General features: G+C 35.9%; 19 protein-coding genes and 1 tRNA gene. 10 read left to right on the top strand and 10 right to left on the bottom strand.

What is annotated here, in order from left to right; genetic code table 11:
• The first annotated feature begins 19 nt into the window (after positions 1-19).
• From TAGGR_RS01445 to TAGGR_RS01435, 3 genes are read left to right on the top strand one after another with little or no spacing between them, the layout of a single operon-like run.
• Positions 20-1249 carry a DUF1015 domain-containing protein gene (locus tag TAGGR_RS01445; protein WP_059175591.1) on the top strand — a complete coding sequence of 410 codons (1230 nt, stop codon included), beginning with the start codon at positions 20-22 and terminating at the stop codon, positions 1247-1249.
• Between the two features lie 15 nt (positions 1250-1264).
• Complete coding sequence (gene gap, locus TAGGR_RS01440) at positions 1265-2269, top strand: type I glyceraldehyde-3-phosphate dehydrogenase (RefSeq protein ID WP_059175590.1); 1005 nt, start codon at positions 1265-1267, stop codon at positions 2267-2269.
• An 11-nt stretch (positions 2270-2280) separates the two neighbouring features.
• Positions 2281-3495, top strand: a complete 1215-nt coding sequence (locus TAGGR_RS01435; RefSeq protein ID WP_059175589.1) for a phosphoglycerate kinase — start codon at positions 2281-2283, stop codon at positions 3493-3495.
• Here the strand turns inward: TAGGR_RS01435 and speE are convergent.
• Positions 3492-4391: a polyamine aminopropyltransferase gene (speE, locus tag TAGGR_RS01430; RefSeq protein ID WP_082673516.1), complete on the bottom strand. Its 900-nt coding sequence runs from the start codon at positions 4389-4391 to the stop codon at positions 3492-3494. The genes TAGGR_RS01435 and speE overlap by 4 nt on opposite strands.
• The gene (gene speD, locus TAGGR_RS01425) at positions 4366-4779 is read right to left on the bottom strand and encodes an adenosylmethionine decarboxylase (protein ID WP_236698876.1); all 414 of its coding nucleotides are present in this window, start codon (positions 4777-4779) and stop codon (positions 4366-4368) included. The genes speE and speD overlap by 26 nt, the downstream gene beginning before the upstream one ends.
• A 154-nt stretch (positions 4780-4933) precedes the next feature.
• On the opposite strand from speD, the gene TAGGR_RS01420 reads away from it, so the two are divergent.
• Both TAGGR_RS01420 and TAGGR_RS01415 read left to right on the top strand, forming a co-directional pair.
• A tRNA-Leu gene (locus TAGGR_RS01420) sits at positions 4934-5017 on the top strand.
• A gap of 662 nt (positions 5018-5679) precedes the next feature.
• Positions 5680-6672 carry a helix-turn-helix transcriptional regulator gene (locus TAGGR_RS01415; protein WP_059175587.1) on the top strand — a complete coding sequence of 331 codons (993 nt, stop codon included), beginning with the start codon at positions 5680-5682 and terminating at the stop codon, positions 6670-6672.
• 779 nt (positions 6673-7451) lie between these two features.
• On the opposite strand, the gene TAGGR_RS10385 is transcribed toward TAGGR_RS01415, so the two are convergent.
• Positions 7452-7670, bottom strand: coding sequence for a hypothetical protein (locus TAGGR_RS10385; RefSeq protein ID WP_153000410.1), 219 nt, complete (start codon positions 7668-7670; stop codon positions 7452-7454).
• 119 nt (positions 7671-7789) lie between these two features.
• Positions 7790-8200: an AAA domain-containing protein gene (locus TAGGR_RS10200; protein ID WP_201783809.1), complete on the bottom strand. Its 411-nt coding sequence runs from the start codon at positions 8198-8200 to the stop codon at positions 7790-7792.
• Positions 8201-8239: 39 nt separating this feature from the next.
• Between TAGGR_RS10200 and TAGGR_RS10985 the strand changes: the two genes are divergently transcribed.
• Entirely contained in the window at positions 8240-8368 is a 129-nt protein-coding gene (locus TAGGR_RS10985; protein ID WP_269083316.1) for a hypothetical protein, read from the top strand.
• A gap of 37 nt (positions 8369-8405) precedes the next feature.
• Here TAGGR_RS10985 and istB read toward each other — a convergent pair whose 3' ends face one another.
• Both istB and istA read right to left on the bottom strand, forming a co-directional pair.
• Positions 8406-9191 (bottom strand): IS21-like element helper ATPase IstB, encoded by a 786-nt coding sequence (istB, locus tag TAGGR_RS01405; RefSeq protein WP_059175586.1) that lies wholly within the window; start codon positions 9189-9191, stop codon positions 8406-8408.
• Positions 9179-10657 (bottom strand): IS21 family transposase, encoded by a 1479-nt coding sequence (gene istA, locus TAGGR_RS01400; RefSeq protein WP_059175585.1) that lies wholly within the window; start codon positions 10655-10657, stop codon positions 9179-9181. The genes istB and istA overlap by 13 nt, the downstream gene beginning before the upstream one ends.
• Before the next feature lie 65 nt (positions 10658-10722).
• On the opposite strand from istA, the gene TAGGR_RS01395 reads away from it, so the two are divergent.
• Positions 10723-11847, top strand: coding sequence for a TonB-dependent receptor (locus TAGGR_RS01395; protein WP_059175584.1), 1125 nt, complete (start codon positions 10723-10725; stop codon positions 11845-11847).
• A complete protein-coding gene (locus tag TAGGR_RS01390; RefSeq protein WP_059175583.1) occupies positions 11848-13353 on the top strand; it encodes an ABC transporter substrate-binding protein in 1506 nt (501 codons plus the stop codon). It abuts the gene before it with no gap.
• 24 nt (positions 13354-13377) lie between these two features.
• Here the strand turns inward: TAGGR_RS01390 and TAGGR_RS01385 are convergent, their stop codons facing one another.
• The 4 genes from TAGGR_RS01385 to TAGGR_RS01370 are packed head-to-tail and all read right to left on the bottom strand — an operon-like array spanning position 13378 to position 17713.
• Positions 13378-14100: a LytR/AlgR family response regulator transcription factor gene (locus TAGGR_RS01385; RefSeq protein ID WP_059175582.1), complete on the bottom strand. Its 723-nt coding sequence runs from the start codon at positions 14098-14100 to the stop codon at positions 13378-13380.
• On the bottom strand, positions 14097-15095 hold the full coding sequence (locus TAGGR_RS01380; RefSeq protein WP_059175581.1) for a sensor histidine kinase: 999 nt from the start codon (positions 15093-15095) through the stop codon (positions 14097-14099). Before TAGGR_RS01380 ends, TAGGR_RS01385 begins: the two co-directional genes overlap by 4 nt.
• Positions 15082-16515 carry a phytoene desaturase family protein gene (locus TAGGR_RS01375; protein ID WP_059175580.1) on the bottom strand — a complete coding sequence of 478 codons (1434 nt, stop codon included), beginning with the start codon at positions 16513-16515 and terminating at the stop codon, positions 15082-15084. The genes TAGGR_RS01380 and TAGGR_RS01375 overlap by 14 nt, the downstream gene beginning before the upstream one ends.
• Positions 16499-17713 carry a methyltransferase domain-containing protein gene (locus tag TAGGR_RS01370; protein WP_059175579.1) on the bottom strand — a complete coding sequence of 405 codons (1215 nt, stop codon included), beginning with the start codon at positions 17711-17713 and terminating at the stop codon, positions 16499-16501. Before TAGGR_RS01370 ends, TAGGR_RS01375 begins: the two co-directional genes overlap by 17 nt.
• A gap of 130 nt (positions 17714-17843) precedes the next feature.
• On the opposite strand from TAGGR_RS01370, the gene TAGGR_RS01365 reads away from it, so the two are divergent.
• Both TAGGR_RS01365 and TAGGR_RS01360 read left to right on the top strand, forming a co-directional pair.
• Positions 17844-18182 carry a hypothetical protein gene (locus TAGGR_RS01365; RefSeq protein WP_059175578.1) on the top strand — a complete coding sequence of 113 codons (339 nt, stop codon included), beginning with the start codon at positions 17844-17846 and terminating at the stop codon, positions 18180-18182.
• Positions 18183-18260: 78 nt separating this feature from the next.
• Positions 18261-19694, top strand: a complete 1434-nt coding sequence (locus TAGGR_RS01360) for an SDR family oxidoreductase (protein WP_059175577.1) — start codon at positions 18261-18263, stop codon at positions 19692-19694.
• The last annotated feature ends 88 nt before the right edge of the window (positions 19695-19782 follow it).

The raw sequence follows: 19782 nt of genomic DNA, 5'->3' as shown, positions 1-19782 counted from the left end.
ATGTTATCATAAAACCTATATGGCTATTCTCAAACCTTTTAAAGGAATTGTTTACAACCCTGAAAAAGTATGCGGACATGATGTCATGTGTCCTCCCTATGATATAATCTCAGACGAGCTTAGAGAGTCTCTTTATAATAAGAGTCCCTACAATATTATCAGAATTGATTATGGGAAAAATTCACCCCAAATAAATAAATATGAGCTTGCAAGACAGTATTTGGATGAATGGCTCCAGGAAGGAATTTTTATACAGGATGAGGACCCCTGTTTTTATGGATATGAGATTAAGTATTCCTATAAAAACAAAAGTAAAATACTAAGAGGAATTATAGCGACTGTAAGGCTTGAAGAATTCGGCAAAGGCGTTTATCCCCATGAACAGACCTATTCTAAACCAAAAACAGACAGATTAAATCTTATGAAAGCCTGTATGGCAAATACTTCATTGATTTTTTCTATCTATCGATCGAAAGAGAGAATAACATCTCAAATACTTGAGAGTCTTAACGAACCTTATATTCAGGCAAAAGATTTAGATGGTAATATTCATAGTCTTTATAAAATCAAAGACCCAGCTGAAATAAAAAAAATAATAACAGAGTTTGAAGACAAAGCCATATTTATCGCTGATGGACATCATAGATATGAAGTTGCTCTTGAGTTCAGGAAACAGATGAATGAAGTCTATCCAGATTTGGAAGATCCACCGTGGAACTATGTTCTTATGTTTTTAACAAATATTGAAGATGAAGGCTATCTTATTTTACCCACTCACAGACTTTTAAGCACTTCTTTTCCAGTTAAGGAGCAACTTGAAAAACAAAGTCTTTTTCAAATATTTGAATTAGATCAGAATGATGATATTCAGGAAGCAATTGAAAAGAGAGGCAATAAAAACATAGGAGTCTATTTAAAGGATAATAAATTCTATATTCTTCAATACAGAGGTCCATCTCTTACCCATTTACCTGAAGAACTGAGAGACCTTGATGTCACAATTCTTGAAGAGGTTATATTAAAAAATATGTTTCCCCAGAAAGAGATTTGCTATGAAATAGATATAGAAAAGGGTATCAAAATGGTGAAAGAATGCAAATGCGATGCAATTTTTATTTTAAGAGCAACAGGCGTAGATGATATAGAGAGAGTTGCCCTTGCTGGTCTGAGAATGCCTCCTAAGTCAACATATTTCTATCCTAAACTCCTCACAGGAATGGTTATTAACAGCTTTAGAGAAAAAATTTAATGTAGGAGGTTTAAAATGGCAATGAAAGTAGCCATTAATGGTTTTGGCAGAATTGGTAGACTTTTTTTTCGTGTTTCCTATGATTATCCAGATATTGAAGTTGTTGCAATTAATGACCTTACTGATGCATATACACTTGCTCACCTACTTAAGTATGACTCAGTTCATGGAAGGTTTAAAGGAGATGTAAAAGCTCAGGGCAATAACATTGTGATTGATGGAAAAGAAATTCAAGTTTTTGCTGAAACAGATCCTCAAAAACTTCCGTGGCAGGATTTAAATATTGATGTTGTTATTGAATCTACTGGAAGATTTACAGACAGAGCAGGAGCATCTCGGCATCTACAGGCTGGTGCAAAATGGGTAATAATTACAGCACCAGCAAAGGAAGAAGATATTACTGTTGTAATGGGTGTTAATCATCATCTTCTTGATCCAGCGCAGCATAAAATAATATCCAATGCTTCCTGTACAACCAACTGTCTTGCTCCTGTGGCAAAAGTTCTTCATGAAAATTTTGGAATAGAGAGAGGTTTTGCCACAACTGTACATGCCTATACAAATGATCAGAGAATCCTTGATCTTCCTCACAAAGACTTAAGAAGGGCAAGAGCTGCTGCTGTTTCAATGATTCCTACCACAACAGGAGCTGCAAAAGCTGTGGGAAAAGTTCTTCCAGAGCTCAAAGGAAAACTTGATGGATTAGCAATAAGAGTTCCAACTCCCAATGTTTCAATGGTTGATTTTGTAGCTCAAATCAGTAAAGATGTTACAGAGTCTGATATTAATGAGGCATTGAAAAAAGCATCTCTTGAGTCTCTTAAAGGAATTTTAAACTATATTGAAGAGCCTCTGGTCTCTGTTGATTTTAATGGTTTACCATATTCATCAATCGTTGATGGACTTCTTACAAGAGTTATAGAAGGAAAGCTCGCAAAGGTAATATCATGGTACGACAATGAATATGGTTATAGCTGTAGAGTAAGAGACCTTGTTCTTTATTTAATGGAAAGAATTTAAAGGAGGACAAGATGGCACCATTTAATAATTCATTTGACAAACTCACAATTGAAGATCTTCCTATTAAGGGGAAAAGAGTTTTTATAAGAGCGGATTTTAATGTTCCCCTTGATGCAAACTTAATGATAACTGACGACAGAAGAATCCGTTCTACACTGCCAACTATAAACTACGCAATTGATGAGGGAGCAAAAGTGATTTTAGCTTCCCATCTTGGCAGACCAAAAGGAAAAGTTGATCCGAAATTTTCTCTTGCTCCCGTTGCAAGAAGACTTCAGAGATTACTTAACAAAGAAGTAATCTTTGCACCTGACTGTATTGGTCCACAGGTTGAACAGATTATTTCAAAAATGAAAGAAGGAGATGTGGTGCTGCTTGAAAATTTAAGATTTCACATTGAAGAAGAAAAAAATGATGAAAAATTTGCAAAATCACTGGCATCTTTAGCTGATTTTTATGTAAACGATGCCTTTGGTGCATCACACAGAGCACATGCCTCAATAGTTGGAATTCCAAAGTTCATTCCCTCTGCTGCAGGATTTTTACTTAAAAAAGAGATTGAGTACTTAAAAGGAGCTGTAGAGTCTCCAATAAGACCTTTTGTAGTAATACTCGGAGGAGCAAAGGTTGGAGGTAAAATAGGAGTTCTTGAAAATCTTGCAGATAAGGCAGATAAAGTCATAGTTGGCGGTGGAATGGCTTTTACATTTATAAAGGCAATGGGATATGAAGTGGGAGACAGCCTTGTTGAGCCAGACATGATAGATTTTGCTCTTAAAATTATGGAGAAACTTCGTACAAACAAAGTTAAATTTTATTTACCTGTAGATGTTGTTATTGCACAAAGTATAGAGCATGGAGCAGAAACAAAAATTGTTCCTGTACAGGAAATACCACAGGGCTGGCGAGCACTGGACATAGGTCCTGCCTCTGTAAAACTCTTTACAGAGGCACTGCATGATGCAAAAACAATTCTGTGGAATGGACCAATGGGCGTTTTTGAGATAGATGCCTTTTCAAGAGGAACTTTTGCAATTGCCCATGCCGTTGCTGACTCCTATGCTTTTACAATAGTAGGTGGTGGAGACACAGATTACGCGGTGCATAAAGCAGGTGTCAGTGATGCTATCTCATTTATCTCAACAGGTGGTGGAGCTGCTTTACAATTGCTTGAAGGTAAGGAGTTACCAGGTCTTTCAGTACTTCCTTCCAAAAAGAAAGATTAATAAAAAGAAAGAGGGGAGTCATCGCGGATGACTCTTCCCTCTGTTTCAATTGCTCTTTTAATATGTTTTGGAAGACAGAACATTGAATTATGAGCATCCAGATCGTAAAACTTTAAACTTTTCTCAATTGAAATAATCTTTTCATTTATTTTTGATATGCATTCTTCAGGATTTATTTTTTTAGAAGCCAGTGAAAAACCCCATGGAGCAAAAAAAGATGGAACATAGGTAATATAAGGCTTTACATATGGGAACACTTGCCTGAGAGTAGTAACAATTGAGACAAATACTCTTAGATTGTTAATAGAAGTAGAGGCAGATTGTGTAACCATCATTCCTTTTTCAGTAAGCGCTTCCTTAACGTTTTCGTAAAACTCCTTAGTATATAGAAGATATGCAGGTCCTCCTTCTGCTGGTTCAGGAAGATCTATTATTATGACATCAAAGTAATTTTTTGTTTTTTCAATATAGCTTCTTGCATCATCTATGATTAACCTGACCCGAGGATCATCAAAAGCGCCATCACTCCATTGTGGAAGATATTTTTTAGCAGTATTAATAACGACCTCATCAAGCTCAACCATTACAACTTCTTTAATAGGATATTTTAACACCTCTCTGAGAGTAGCGCCTTCTCCACCACCAGCAATTAAAATTCTCTCCGCATTATCACTTAAAAGCATCACAGGATGAACAAGTGCTTCGTGGTAGATAAATTCATCAGCCTCAGCAGACTGCATTTTACCATCAAGCAGTAGACATCTCCCAAAATCACCAGAACGAATTATTTCAATTCTCTGATAAGGAGATGTTCCAGAAAAGATTATCTCCTTCAGAGAATGAAGTATAATTTCATCTTCAGATGTCTGCTCAATATACCATTTGCAATTCTTCATGGCATACCTTATGTGGCAGTTTTTCGTTTTTGTAAGAAATTATACCTCTTTTCATTTCAACTATTGATGGAGACTTACATTCAAAAGCCTCTATGATATATTGAGCTGCAACCTCTGGTTTTATAATATCTCCACAGGTAAAGACATCCACTGCAGCAAAACCATACTCAGGCCATGTATGAATAGTCAGATGAGATTCTGCAATCACTATAACACCACTAATACCAAAAGGATTAAACTCATGAAAGTTTACACTAATAATTGTTGCATTTGCTTTTTTGGCAGCTTCTACGAGAATATTTCTGACGCTTTCGAGATCCTTCAGGATCTCAGGATTGCAATCTTTCAATTCAATTAAAAGATGGGTCCCTAAAGCATACAATTTCATACCTCCTCCCACAGAGATGAAAGCAGGGACAAAGCCCCTGCAAACTTTATATATTAATGTAAAAAAATTTTTTTTGTCAATTGAAATTTATATACTTTGGAATACAAATTTAGACTTGCTATGAATTATCTAATAAAGATAAAATAAAAATTAAGCCGAAGTGGCGGAACTGGCAGACGCGCCAGATTCAGGATCTGGTGGTGGCAACGCCGTGCGGGTTCAAATCCCGCCTTCGGCATTCTGTAATACATTGATTTTTAAGAAAAAGTATCCGAAAAAAAGGTCAAAAAAGTTTTCAGCAAGCTGTCACCCAGTAGTAGTAGGGGGTCTTGAAGGTTTCATCTGCGGGTCAATATTTGGCAAAATAGCGCTTTTCTCATTTTTTGGTATCGACAAATCAAGGTTTTGTAAACTTGCTTTTTAAAAAGCTGTATTGTAGAATTTAAAGTTGGTTAATTTTCTCTCTTCTGTTGTTTTTTAGGTTGATAAGTTAATACTAAACCCCTAAATACGAGATACATGGAATTTGTATGGAATCTCTGTATAAGCAGAGACAAAATCTCTATAAAAGGGGTATTAGGAAAATGAAGCAAAGAAAATCTTATAAGTTTTGAAAGCTTTGAAGAAGCCAGAAATAGAATAAAGGATTGGATAACTAATGATTACAACAACTTATATTTGTACAGCAAACTTGGATATTTATCTTCTGAGGAATTTAAGTTAAAATATCTCAATGATAGGGGAAGAAATAGTGCATAGACCTTACAAATTGAAGCATTAAAAAGTGTTCACAAAAAAGGGGTGCACTCTCTATCGGCGTCCTTTTTTTGAATAATCCCACAGAGTCAAAAAATCTCTCTGACATAATGCTGTCTTGGTTAAACTGATATAATATATAAAATGCCAAAGAAACCGAATATAAAAAAGGAAGCACTAAACAAAAGGAAAGAGAAACCTCATGGTATTGGTGAAAAGGTAATCAACATCCTCAAAATACTCAATCTCATTGAACAGGACAGGCATCCTACAGTAAAAGAGCTTGCTCAAATCTGTGAAGTAAGTGAGCGTTCAATCTATCGTTATCTATACATCCTTAATCAGGTCGTTCCCATTGTCTATGACCCAAAACTTGGTGGATACACCTTTGAAAACCCTCATGCTTTAAAATCCATCCCTGTTGAAAAGGAAGAGCTTGCAGTAATACTTACCCTCAATGACGTGCTTAAAAAATCTGCACCTTCACTTTCAGAAAAACTAATGTCACTTATGGAAAAGATTAATCCTGTTGGAAAAAAGCCCCATGGACAGATTCATCACTATCTGCCAAATATTCAAACAGAGCTTGACATAGAGAAATTCAACATAATCTCAGAGGCGGCACTTGAGCGGATGCAACTTATGATAAAGTATCACTCCATAAATACCAATGAGGTGACAGAAAGACTCATTGATCCCTATGGATTAATCTTCCATGATGGACTGTGGTTTGTCTATGCCTACTGTCATTTGAGGCAAGACACAAGAACCTTTGCCATAGACAGAATCATTGAGATAAAGCAGATGAAGACAAAGTTCAACATTCCTGAAGGATTTACACTGAGGGAAAAACTCAAGCAGAGCTGGTTCATATGGGAAGCAGAGCCTGTTGAGGTGAAAGTAAAATTTTCAAAGGATGTAGCAGAGCTGATAAAGAGAAAACCAAAGTGGCATCATTCAGAACAAAGAACTGAAAACCCCGATGGAACAATAACTCTAACCTTTACAGTATCAGGGACAGATGAGATAAAGTGGTGGCTTTATTCATGGATTCCTCATTTTGAGATAATTGAACCTGTGACGCTAAAAGAAACGATGAAAGAGGAACTTAAAAAGGCACTGGAAAGAATCAATTAATCAGCAAAGAAACTGCTCGCATTGACTACTGATACAGTTATTGCGAGCCGAACACGAAGCGATTTCTAAGGTCCGTCATTGCGAGGAGCGTTCTTTTCTGTCATTGCGAGGAGCATCCTATCCTGTCATTGCGAGGAGCGTAAGCGACGAAGCAATCCCTACAGTCAGCCATTGCGTGCTCTTTTTTATGTCATTGCAAGAAGCGTCCTCTTCTGTCATTGCGAATGCCTTCTTTCTGTCATTGCGAGCCGAAGGCGAAGCAATCTCGCCTCTCTCTCGTCATTGCGACCCCGAGCACAGCGAGGGGGAAGCAATCTCTTCGTTACCACTCTGTAGGAATAGAGAGACTGCTTCGGGTGGAATGCCACCCTCGCAGTGACAAATATGCTTGCTCAACATTAAAAATTGCAATCCCTTTTAAATGAGGTCACGTTTCCGAGGGCGGGCTCTCCTTTGTCATTGCGAGAAGCATCCTATCCTGTCATTGCGAGGAGCGTTCTTTTCTGTCATTGCGAGGAGCGTAAGCGACGAAGCAATCCCTACAGTCAGCCATTGCGTGCTCTTTTTTATGTCATTGCAAGAAGCATCCTCTTCCTTCATTGCGAATGCCTTCTTTCTGTCATTGCGAGCCGAAGGCGAAGCAATCTCGCCTCTCTCTCGTCATTGCGACCCCGAGCACAGCGAGGGGGAAGCAATCTCTTCGTTACAACTCTGTAGGAATAGAGAGACTGCTTCGGGTGGAATGCCACCCTCGCAGTGACAAATATGCTTGCTCAACATTAAAAATTGCAATCCCTTTTAAATGAGGTCATGTTTCCGAGTGAAAGGTTGGACAAAGCTGTTGAGAAATTAACAGCAGAGTCGCAATCCCTTTTAAATGAGGTCACGTTTCCGAGGACGGGCTTTGTAACCCTCTGATTTTTAAGGCTTTTAAAGCCCATTTTTCCTAACCCCCTTTTTGAAAGGGCAAAATGTAAGTGTTTACTTTCAATTTTCACCCCTCTATTGAGGGTCCAAACTTGTCAAAGATCGTTGATACTGTAGTGAAAGCTCAAGTTGAGGATAATCCCCCAAAAACCTTGAGTTTTATGTTTATAACATACTCTATGAACTGCATTCAAAAGTTTTTTATAATCTCCTTTCCCTCAACTTTAGCGTTGTATAGAAAGTCTTTGTGTCCAACTATGAAAAGATTCTCTCTTACCCTTGAGAGTGCTACATTAAGACGCTTTTTATCGATTAGAAAGGAAAGGCTTCCATCTGTTCTTACACAACTGTAGATTACAATATCAGCCTCCTGTCCCTGAAAGCTATCAACGGTATCACATTTTATCTGTAAGTTTTGAATCTGACCTCTGTCTTTAAGGTCATTTATTATCTTTCGCAGTAGTTTTTTTTGTGCGCTGCATGGAGTTATCACTGCTATCTCTTTGCTTTTCTCTGGTGTTAGCTTTGAGGCTATGTCAATAAGAAGTTTTTTTATTTCCAATGCTTCTTCCTGATTATATCTGTTTGTTCCCCCGAGCAACCAACTTCTCTTGCAGCCGAGCAGCATGCTCAAAAGGTAATGAGTGATGCAGCAGTTGGTGATTTTCTCACTGGTGGACTTTTAAGTTTATATGTCTCAGCAAACAAAAAGGAGATAGTGAACAACATTAAAAAGGCAATTCAGATTACAGACTGTAAATTTTCATGAAAATTGACCCGGTTTTTTTCACGAAATTTGACCCACCCTATATAGTATCATTTTTTATTCTTTTTTCACCCCCTTTCTCAAATAATTCTTTCATCCTGTAGCTTTTCCCTGTTATAAAAAAGGGATAACAATGATGAAGAAGTCTGTCAAGTATTGCTGCTGCTATTACTTCATCTCCAAATATCTCATTCCACTCTTCAAATGGCTTGTTCGTTGTTATTATTGTTGAGGTCTTTTCATATCTCTTTGATATAAGTTTAAAAAATAAAGCCGCTGATGCCTTGCTTATCTCAAGATATCCAACTTCATCTATTATCAGCAACTCTATTCTGCTTAAGCTTTCTATATATTGGGGCAATGTTTTTGAATACTCCGCTGATATTAAGTTGTTTATCAGTTCTTCTGCTGTAAAAAACAATACTCTCTTTCTTGCCATCGCTGCTTTTACTCCTATGGCTACTGCTAAATGGGTTTTACCAACTCCAGGAGGTCCTGCAAAGATTATGTTCTTACCTTCCCCAACAAAATTAAGCTCACTTAGCTGTTTTATTAGTTTCTCATCTACCTTCGGTTGAAAGCTAAAGTCATACTCTTCAATGGTCTTTATGAATGGAAACTTCGCTTTCTTTATCTTCCTCTGTACTGAATTATCCAGTCTTGAGTCAACCTGATATTTCAGTAGATTATAAAGATAATGCTGATAGCTGAGTTGTGTCTTGTTTGCCTGTTCTGCTTCTTTTTCATAAATCTCTCCAACAAGGGGAATTGATAACAATTTACAGTAGTATTTTATTGTTTTTGATATGTCTTCTATATTTGCCATAGTTTATACTCCTTTAAATTTCTTTTTATTTGTTGCATTCCTTCATATTTAAATGATGCTTTCTGTGTTAAATTTACAGGTTCTTTTTGTTTTTCGTTCATTAAAAGTCCTTTTATGAAGTTTAAGTTGAAGTTTCTGTATTTAAAGCATTCTTCCATAACTGAGATACAGCTTTCATCTTGATAATAGCTCATGAGATCCATTATCTTTGCAAGATGATATCTGGGCTGTATATTTCTTTGCTGTTTAAGTGCTGTTAAAAATTCTTCTGTTTTGTTGTATTTGCAAAATCTTTCTTTAAATAAATAGGAGAGCCTTTCAAAGTTACTGTAATGTTGATAGAGGCTGGATTTAAAGTGAGACTTATCCATTATTATCTGACCTTTCTGTAAACTTATTGGATGCTCAGCAATTACTCTGCCCTGCTGGTTATAAACTCTGAGTTTAAGTCCTTTCTGTGGCAGTATCCACACTGTTTTACCTGCAAAGTGATATGAAACACTGTATCTGTTACCTTTATAGGAGATTAAACAGTCCTGAGTTACTTTCCTTGTCTGTTTGTATCTGCTTGCTATATCACAGTCCTTTGCTTCAATTAAATATTGTCTTTCTTTTTTAAATAACTCAAATGGAGTAGACTTCGTGGTTGTATGAATTTTGTTGTTAACAGCATTCTGGAATTCTTTAAGTTTAATCTGAAAGTCTGTTATTGATTCAAATGTGTTGTTTTTTATGAAATGCTCTTCAAGATAGTAAAAAGGACTTTCCACTTTCCCTTTGCTCCATGGATGATAGGGTAATGACCTTGTGGGTTTTATTCCATAAAAACCACAGAAATTTAAAAACCCTTCATTCCATCTAAACTTTTTTATGTCTGCATCCGCTACAAACTGAACTGCATTGTCAACCTGAAGTCTTCTGCATACCCCGCCTGCCTCACTAAATGCATCCTGTAACACTGAAAATATGCTTGACTGAGTCTTATCCACAGTTACATCATACACTCTGTAACGACTGTATCCGTATATGAGACAGTGAACATATAGTTTGACTAAACTCTGTCCTATCAAAACTTCATACTCTGCCCAATCATACTGCATCTGCTCTGCAGGTGCTGTCTCATATCTTAAAAAAGCCTTCCTTGATAAATCCTCTCTTATTGATGAGAAATTTTCCTTAACATAACGATAAACAGTTGATTTAGAACCCTTAAACCCTTTGCTTTTGAGATTTTCAATTATTACTGATACTCTTTGCTTCTTAAGTAAATAACTGTCTTTGATAAAATCATGAAAAACTGAAATTTCATCTGACGCTTTAGTTTTTCTTTCATATTGAGGATAAAAATCAGCTTTAAGAGCTTTCTTTACAGTGTTTCTTGATACCCCAACAAGCTTAGCAATTGCCCTTGTGCCAAGCTCTGGATTTTTCTTCTTAAGATTCCTTATTGTTACCCAATCTTCCATGCTTATCACCCTTTCCTTTCCCCCTGTTTTAGGGGTTATTTTAATAGAAGGGTGGGTCACTTTTCATGAGAAAAGTGGGTCAATTTTCAGTGAGAATTTTCATATTTCACAAAAAATGGTTTGATGATAAATCATACGGAGCAGATGGTTCTTATAAAATAACCATTGACAAACATGATTTAACCGTCGGATTTGAATACACAAGATTTAAAGATGGTGGTGATAAGAATTATTCAGATGACTATAGAGCACACTTTCAGAATGGTAACTATGTAAATTCAGAAATAACTGGCATTTATCTTATGGATGATTTTCACATAACGAAAAACTTCACAATTACCCCGGGACTGAGATATTCATCCTATGAGGGAAAAGCAGGACCTGCTGGTAAAGAAGAAGGAATCAAAGATATTTCTATGGAAGGAATAGCACCATCCCTCAAATTAACATATACCTATGATAAAAACTCTCTTGTCTATTTGAGTTTAGCGAGAGCTTTAAGGATGCCAACTCCTCCAGAGCATTACTGGCATTACTCGCCTGATGCAGGAGCTGACACAGGAGATTTACCCTTTAAAAAAGAGGATGGACTGATGATTCAGGGTGGGTGGAAAAATGAATTTCCAACAAAGACCTCACTGGAAATAAGCCCCTATTATTACAGAATTAAAAACTTTATTTATTTTGACCTTATAAACTTTGTCTCATATAATATTGACAGAGCAACTATTTACGGAATTGAAATAGAAGTATCCCAGCAGATTGGAAAAGGTTTTTCAGCTTTTGCCAATTATACCTTTCAGAAATCAAAAACAAAAGGTGACCCCTTTGTAGAAAACTTTGTCGCACCTGAAGATAGAGATTTTGATGAGATTCCTGCACTTCCAAAGCATAAGATAAATCTTGGGCTACAGTATAAAGGAGCAAGAGGAGAAAAGGTTACTCTCTATGGAAGATATGTATCAAGCCAGAAAGTTATATACAACAATAACACTCTTTACAATACTGATTTGAGAGTAAGAACTCAAAAGTCATACTTTACTGCTGATCTGGAGGTAAGCTATCCAGTTACAAAGAATATTTTTGTGCTTGGATATCTTCATAATATATTTGATAAAAACTATCAAGAAAGATTTGGCTATCCTGCAGCAGGAAGAAACTGGGGAATAGGAATCAGAGGAGTTTTTTAGTTGAATTTTAAAAGAGTTTTATTTTCTCTATTTGTCCTTGTTTTTATATCTTGTAGCTCTACATCAAGGACTTATGAAGGTATTGTTATTGCACTTGATTCAGAACCAAAAAGGATAAATCCTCTTTTTCTTACTGATCTTAACTCTCACATGGTTTCAAATATCATTTTCAAGGGACTTATCCGAATTAATGAAAAAGGTATTGCTGAACCAGAGCTTGCAGAATCATGGGAAATAAAAAACAACGGGCTTGAGATAGTTTTTCACCTAAAAGAAAACATTTACTGGCATGATGGAGAAAAATTCAAAGCAGAGGATGTAGTTTTCACATATGAGCTTTTTAATTCTCCTCAAGTTGCGTCACCAAGGAGGGGAGTTTTAGGTCCTGTAAAAGAGATTAAAGTAATTAATCCTCTTACTCTTGCTGTTATCTATAAAGAACCCTATGGCTCTGCTATTGAATCCTGGAGCATAGGGATACTTCCAAGTCATATTGGTAAAAAGGTTCTTGAACCTTCCTTTGATAATGAACCTATTGGAACAGGTGCATTCAGAATTGAGAAATGGCAAAAAGGACAGTTTATTTTTTTAATTTCATTTGATAAATTTTACGGCAGAAAGCCTGCAACAGGAAAAATAATACTCAAATTTATTCCTGACCCTACCACAAGATATCTTGAACTTAAATCAGGCAAAATTGATGTGGCAGAGTTACCATCTTATATGAAAACTGATGAACTAAGTAGCCAGTTCAACAGATACAAGGCAGACTCCTTCAGATACACCTGTCTTGGTTTTAATCTTAAAAAGCATCCATTCATTGATGAAAAATTCAGAAAAGCTGTTGCCTATTCCATAGACAAAGAAGAGTTGATAAACTCTGTACTAAAAGAAGGAAAAATCTCATTGGGACCCTATCCAGCCAATACCTGGTATTTTAATACTGATGTAAAGCCATATCCTTATGACATAGAAAAAGCAAGAGACATTCTTAAAAATATGAAGATTAATTCATTAAAGTTTTCAATCTCCATAAATGGCGAAAACAAGGAAATTCAAAGAGTTGCTCAGTTTATTCAGCAAAACCTCAAGAATATCGGAATTGAAATAGAGATAAAACTTTATGACTGGCAGACACTGAGGCATAGAATAATTGAAGAAAAAGTCTTTGATGCGGTTATTCTTTCAAGAGCATATCTGTGGGATCCAGACATTTATGATCTATGGCATTCATCAAAAACAGAAAAAGGTCAGTGGAACTTTTTTTCATTCAAAGATGAAAAAGTTGACATCCTCCTTGAAAAGGGAAGAAAAACTTTAAATTTTAATGAAAGACAGAAAATTTATAGAGAGGTTCACAGACTTCTTTATGAAAAACAGGCATGCATATTCCTTTACGAAAATCCTCTTGTTTTTTATGCAAATAAAAAGATTGAAGGAATAATACCTGACCCAAGAGGAATGCTTTATGGAGTTGAAAGATGGAAGATGAAGAGAGCTAACTAAAAAGTTTAAATAGCATAGATTGATTTAGCTAACTTCCTTTATCAAAAATTGACCATATCTCTCTCTAAAGAGCTTAGCACCTTCTTTGCTACTTGTAACTGTATCGTCTATCCCTGAAAATTTAAACTGAAGCTTGCTCTGATGAATTCTGTTTATTCTGGATATTTTCTTTACATTTATAAGATATGATTTATGAACTCGGAAAAAGTCAAAGTTTTTGAGCTTCTCTTCAAACCTTGATATGGAAAGAGGATAATAGATGAAATCATCCTTTGTTCTTATAGATGAATCCTTGAGTTCAGCCTTTATGTAAAATATCTCATCCTGTGAAATTATCCTGTAATCGCCCTTTAGGGTTTTAACCATGAATCTTACTGCTTCCCTTGATTCTCTGAATTTTTCAATTCTTTTTAATACTCTCTTAATATCTTCTGTTGTGTAGGGCTTTAGGAGATAGTCTATTGCTCCTACCTTAAAAGCCTCCAGGGCATATTCTTCATAGGCTGTTTGAAATACTATGAATAGGTTTTCATTTATGGTGAGTAATCTGTACGCAAGTTCTAATCCAGATATTTCAGGCATCTTTATATCGATGAAAGCAACTTCAATGTCAGAATTTTTCTCAACTATGCTGAGTGCCTCAGAAGCAGAGGAAGCTGAAAATATCACAGGCTCTGAAACTTCAGTAATCAGTCTTTTTAACCTCATAAGGGCTAATTTTTCATCATCTACGATTAAGATTTTCATATAGGTATTTTAATCAAGAATTCATTCTTTTTTCTGTCACCTAACTCTAATTTCCCATTGCAGAGAATTTTCAATCTCCTTGAGAGATTTTTAAGCCCTGTTCCAAATCTTAAATCCTTCACTGGCTTACCATCGTTGGAAATTTTAATCTGGCATAGCGAATTTGAGATATCAAAGATAATCTCAATATTTAACTCACTACCTGTAAATCCGTGCTTTATTGCGTTTTCAACAAGTAGCTGAATAGAAAAGCGTGGAATCAGGATGTTTTGAGCTTTATCGCTATTAATTATTTTCAATTTTATTAACCCTCCGTATCTTAAATTTTCAAGTTCCACATAGCCTTTAACATTTTCAACCTCTTCAGATATAGGTATAATATCCTGCTCCTTAAGAACTTTTCTTAGGAATCTGCTCAGCTTGATTAATGCTTCTTCAGCCTTTTCGCTATCTATTCTTATTAGTTCCGCAATGCTGTTTAAAACATTCTGAAGGAAATGGGAGTTAAGTTGAATATTAAGGGAAAGTATTCTGCTTTCTGCAAGTAGACTCTCAAGTTCCTGTTTTTTAGTTTTCATATTCACAAAAAGATAGATAAGCAAACCTGTAAGATAATTAAGAAAAGCTGAAAAAACTGCCAGAGTATTTATATTATTCAGAATGTTTTCTGGAATTGGTATGGTAAAAATCTTTACTAAAAAGAAGGCTGAGTAAAAACCAATATATCCTGCAAGAGAGGAAAAGAGGGCTGAAAAAATCCACCAAACATAGGGTTTGCTTATTTTAGGTAAGATGTAAAGATTATTGAGCGTAACAAAGAGAATTGAAAAAATTGCAAGACAGAATCCTAATATAGAACCTACTAACAAGCCATCTTGCCAATCGGCATTCAAGGTCTTGTAAATTATTATTGCTATGGAAGATGAAAAAAGTATCGCTACTGTAATAATTAAAATCCAATCTAATGGAGTTATCTTAAGTTCAAACTTTTTCATCTAAGTTTTCCAGAATATTTCTGACTCCCATGGAAACTCCTATCCAGCCCTGATAACAGAAAAAGCTGTCTCCTGCAAAATAGAGATTTTCAAATGGACTAAAGTTTGACGGAATTTTCCAGAAAGGAGCCTTTCTTGTAACAGGAATTCCTCCTACACTTCGTCTACCGAGATATCTGAAGAATGTTTCAGGAGTTGCCATAAAGGATTGAACTACCTGCTCTGTTTTAAGCCCAAAAGTATCTTTCATAATATTTAATATCATTTCCCTTAACTTCTCTTTTTTTATATCATATAAGTGTCTTTCAGTATTTATCCAGTAAGGAACTCGGGTATGAGTAGATACAGTAAAGGTCGTGTATTGAGAATTTTCCTTTTTAACTTCGTTAAATGAAAAAAATAGATATCTTGAGGAGGTATAGGGCAGAGGTTCTCTGATTATTCTAAGATGAAAGTTGTAATCGGGAGAGAAGTTTATGATAACACCATAAAGGACAATTGCTGAGTTATCGCTGTTTAGTTTAAGGTATCTTTTAATGTAATCTCTTATGTTGTCATCTTCCATAATATTTAAGTTTTCAAACACAGGCATTGAGATCACAACTTTTTTAAATTCTTCCTCTCCAAAATCTCCTTTAAGTATGAATCCACTGTTTTTCCTTTTTATTGATTTTACCTCAGAGTTTAGTAGACAATTCGGATTTTTTACGATTTCTTCAAATATTTTACCCATTCCTTCCCGAGGATAACCGACTCCTGTAAAAGGATAACCAAGAGAAAGAAGCATTGTAAGAAAGTTTACCTCAGCGATACTGCTCTGAGCTACAATCTTTACATGGGCATCCATAAAATCATAATAGTCTCTCTCTATTTGAGGGAAAAACTCCCTTAAACCCTTTTCAGCAGGTATAAGGAAAGATTTGAAGTGTTTTAAAATCAGGCTTTTCATATTCAAAAGGCTTTTAACAGAATTTCTCCAAGAAGAGAAATTATGATAGTAGCTGTGGGTCAAGACACTGTAAGTCACATCATAAACTTTTTTCCAGAAATCGTAGTTTCCTCTGTGCGGGAAGACTCTATCAATTTCATCGACTGTGTCAGAGAGGCATGAAAATCTTCTTACTATTCCTCTTGGAGTATGGATTATGATTGAAGGGTCAACTATTTTTATGTTTTTATCTATCTTAAAGTTTGAGAGAATCTCGCTCACTGGAAAATCATCTTTCAGCCCTGCAATAGTTGTTGCACCTGTGTTAAAAGTAAAGCCATTGCGAACAAAACTACCAGAGCAGCCTCCCAGACGATTACTCTTCTCAAATAGAGTAACCTGGTAACCTTTTCTCCAGAGCAGTTCGGAGGTTAGGGCACCTGCAATCCCACCTCCGACAACTGCTACTTTTTCTCTAAGCCTTTCTTGCATAGACTACATAAATTGGGTCAGAAAACAGGGTGCAACCAAAGTATTTGTCATCGTATGGTCTTCTGTAGCCCCTGATTGAGTAGGTTTTGAAATCTTTAAATCCGCCATCTCTAAGCAGAAGCTCAATCACATATCCCATCCTTTCAAAATCATGAAGATCAATCCAAAGCTTTATCACCTTTGGTGGAAAGTATCTGTTTGAGAAGCTCATAGAAACTATCCCATCTTTTTTAAGTACTCTTTTGATTTCAGCCACTAATTCAACAGGCTTTGTAACATACTCAATTGACAAATCACAGACAACTGTATCAAACTCTTCATCGGCAAATGGAAGTCTTGGCTCACTGTTTAAATCATGGATTAGGTATTCACTCAGTCTTGGGTTCTGTTTCATCTCTTCTTCGTTTAGTCCTAAGCCTACTACTTTAAGATTTTCATTTTCTGGAATGTGCGATTGATAACTGCTCATAAGATCAAGAATTTTTCCCCTCTCAGGTAAAATCTTTTTATAGAGTTCAACGAGATTTTCGTGAGCCTTTGAATCAATGTGAGTTGTAATTCTTGGTTCTTTATAAAAAATTTTATCTTCTGTCTCGTCCTCTCTTCTAAAGCTTTCAGGATTTTCAATTTCAAAGTCTGTAGGTGTTCCATCAAATCTCACCTGCATGCCCGGACCATTTTCAAGTGATATGGCACACCAGTCTCTGCACTCACCACCAACATCTGCTGATTTTTTTCTTACACTAACTATGTAACCATCAAGCTTTAAATCATACTTGGCAATTGGAATGTTTGTATCAATCTTTAATTTATCCTTACCTACTTCTATAACTCTGGCAGGCTTTGTATTCTCAGGAAAGACACCAGCCAATCCAGAGAAAAATCCAAGAGGATAAAATCTTCCAACTTTTGGTTTTATTTTCGTGTTAAAAGGCTTTGGAGGATTAAATTGAAAATTATGAACTTCAAGTATGTTTTCCTCTGAGTAGTTGAAAAGTTCTCCTTTTTTGAATTCGATGCTGAATCTGTCACCTTCTTTTCTGTCAATAATCATATCTCTTACTTTTTCAGGAAAAAGGTCAAGGTCTCGCCAAACATTTACTCGGCAGAATTGATGCTCTTCGTGCTCTCCGATTTGAGAGTTCCATTTAAATTTTAAAATGACCTCTGCTTTTGTTCTTTCTGATATTCTTTCCATTTTCAAACCTCCTTTTGATTTCTATCTTTAGTATGAAACTTATTGATGTCCTTTTGTAGTCTTTTTTTGTAAGTAAATTCCTTAAATTTACCCTTGAAATAATTATCCCGAAACTGTAAAATCTAAAGAAATGAAACTAATAGAAATCAAAGACAAGCTTACTAATCTTCAAACAGGAGAGTTAATAATTGGCTCAGAGCTTACAGGCAGTCATGCCTGTTATATGATTTACGGAGTTTTAAATCCTGGAGAGAAAAACTGGCTTATAAAACCAGGAAGAGGTCATGAAGAGATTGTTTTGATAATTAAGGGGAGGATAAAAGTTACTGGTGTATGGGAAGGAGAGCTCACAGAGGGAGATGCCTTCCACATTGAAGGTGAAGAAAGCCTATATTTTGAAAATCTCAGCGATACAGATGCCATCTATGTAATTGCTGGTGGACATTCAGAGCAAGGTCATCATCACTAAAATGGATAGATTAAAAGAAAAGGCTATCAACGTAATTTATTCTTCCCTATTGCTTTCTACACGGACATAATAGAGAAAATGAAAACAGTTTTACTTACAGGTGCAACAGGTTTTGTAGGTAGGAGACTCTTGTATAGTCTCTTAGACGAAAACATAAAAATAAGGCTTTTAGTACGAAATAAAAACAAACTCGAATATTCAATAATTGAAAGATGCCAGATCTATGAGGGTGATACTTTTAATCTGACCCTATTAGAGGAAGCCCTTAAAGGTGTTGATATTGCCGTATACCTCATACACATGATGGGTAAGGGTAGGGACTATGAGAGAAAAGAGGCTCAGAGTGCTGAAAATTTCAGAATAGCCTGTGAAAGAGCATGGGTAAAACAGATATTGTATCTTGGTGGACTTGGTGAAATTGAAGACGCAAGTCCTCATCTTAGAAGCAGATACATGACAGGTAAAATTCTAAGTGCCAATCCTGAAAAGGTAAAAGTTGCATGGTTCAGGGCAGGTGTCATAATAGGCTCAGGAAGTGCGAGCTTTGAAATTTTAAGAAACCTTGTGGAAAAACTACCTATCATGATAACTCCCCGATGGGTTAACACCCCAACATGTCCAATTTTCATAGACGATGTCATAAACTATCTTAAATCAATGATTCTTTCAGGCATGCTAATCCATGAAAAGATTGACATAGGTATGTCAACTATGACCTTCAAAGAGATGATGCTTCAGACTGCAGAGGTTCTTGAACTGAAGCGTATCATAATAGATGTACCTGTTTTAAGTCCAAGGCTTTCATCTTACTGGCTTATCCTATTTACTCCTGTAAATTTTGAACTTGCAAAGGAGCTTGTGCTGGGTTTGAAATCAAAAACAGTCAAGAAAAATAATAATGCTGAAAAATATTTTCCCGATGTAAAGGTTACACCCTTTAAGATAGCAATAAGAAAATCCTTACAAGAAATTGAAAGGGCACAGGTTATTAGCAGGTGGTGCGACAGCTCTGGAGGCAGTGTATGCGATGTCCCAAAAATCCCTGAAATTTCAAAGGCTGTATATGTGGATAGATATACAAGAAAAATAGAGCCTTCAATTGCCAATAAAATATTTGAGATATGTAAAAACTTAGGTGGACAGAGAGGCTGGTATGCCCTTAATTTTTTGTGGGGAATTAGAGGTTTAATTGACAAAATTGTCGGAGGATATGGACTCAACAGAGGAAGAAGAAGTTCTCAAACCCTGAGAGTTGGCGATGTAATTGATTTCTGGAAGGTAATTGACATTGTAGAAGGAAGCAGGCTTCTTCTTGAGGCTCAGATGAAGGTCCCGGGTAAAGCATGGCTTGAGTTTACAATTTCTGAAGAGTTCTTTACACAAACTGCTTACTTTTATCCCAGAGGTCTATGGGGCAGAATTTACTGGTATCTCTTCTATCCTTTTCATAAATTTATTTTCAATATGATGATAAACAGAATTGTGAAAGAGGCTTCAAATAGCAATATATGAGGAAGTATCAAAGTCGGGAAAAATAAAAAATTCCAATTTGCATTATAACTTGATTCGTAAATGATACTGAGAGAATCAATGAAATATC

Origin of the sequence: Thermodesulfovibrio aggregans (genome assembly GCF_001514535.1) — a bacterium.
Lineage (GTDB): Bacteria > Nitrospirota > Thermodesulfovibrionia > Thermodesulfovibrionales > Thermodesulfovibrionaceae > Thermodesulfovibrio > Thermodesulfovibrio aggregans.
This window is presented reverse-complemented; position numbering and strand designations above follow the sequence as displayed.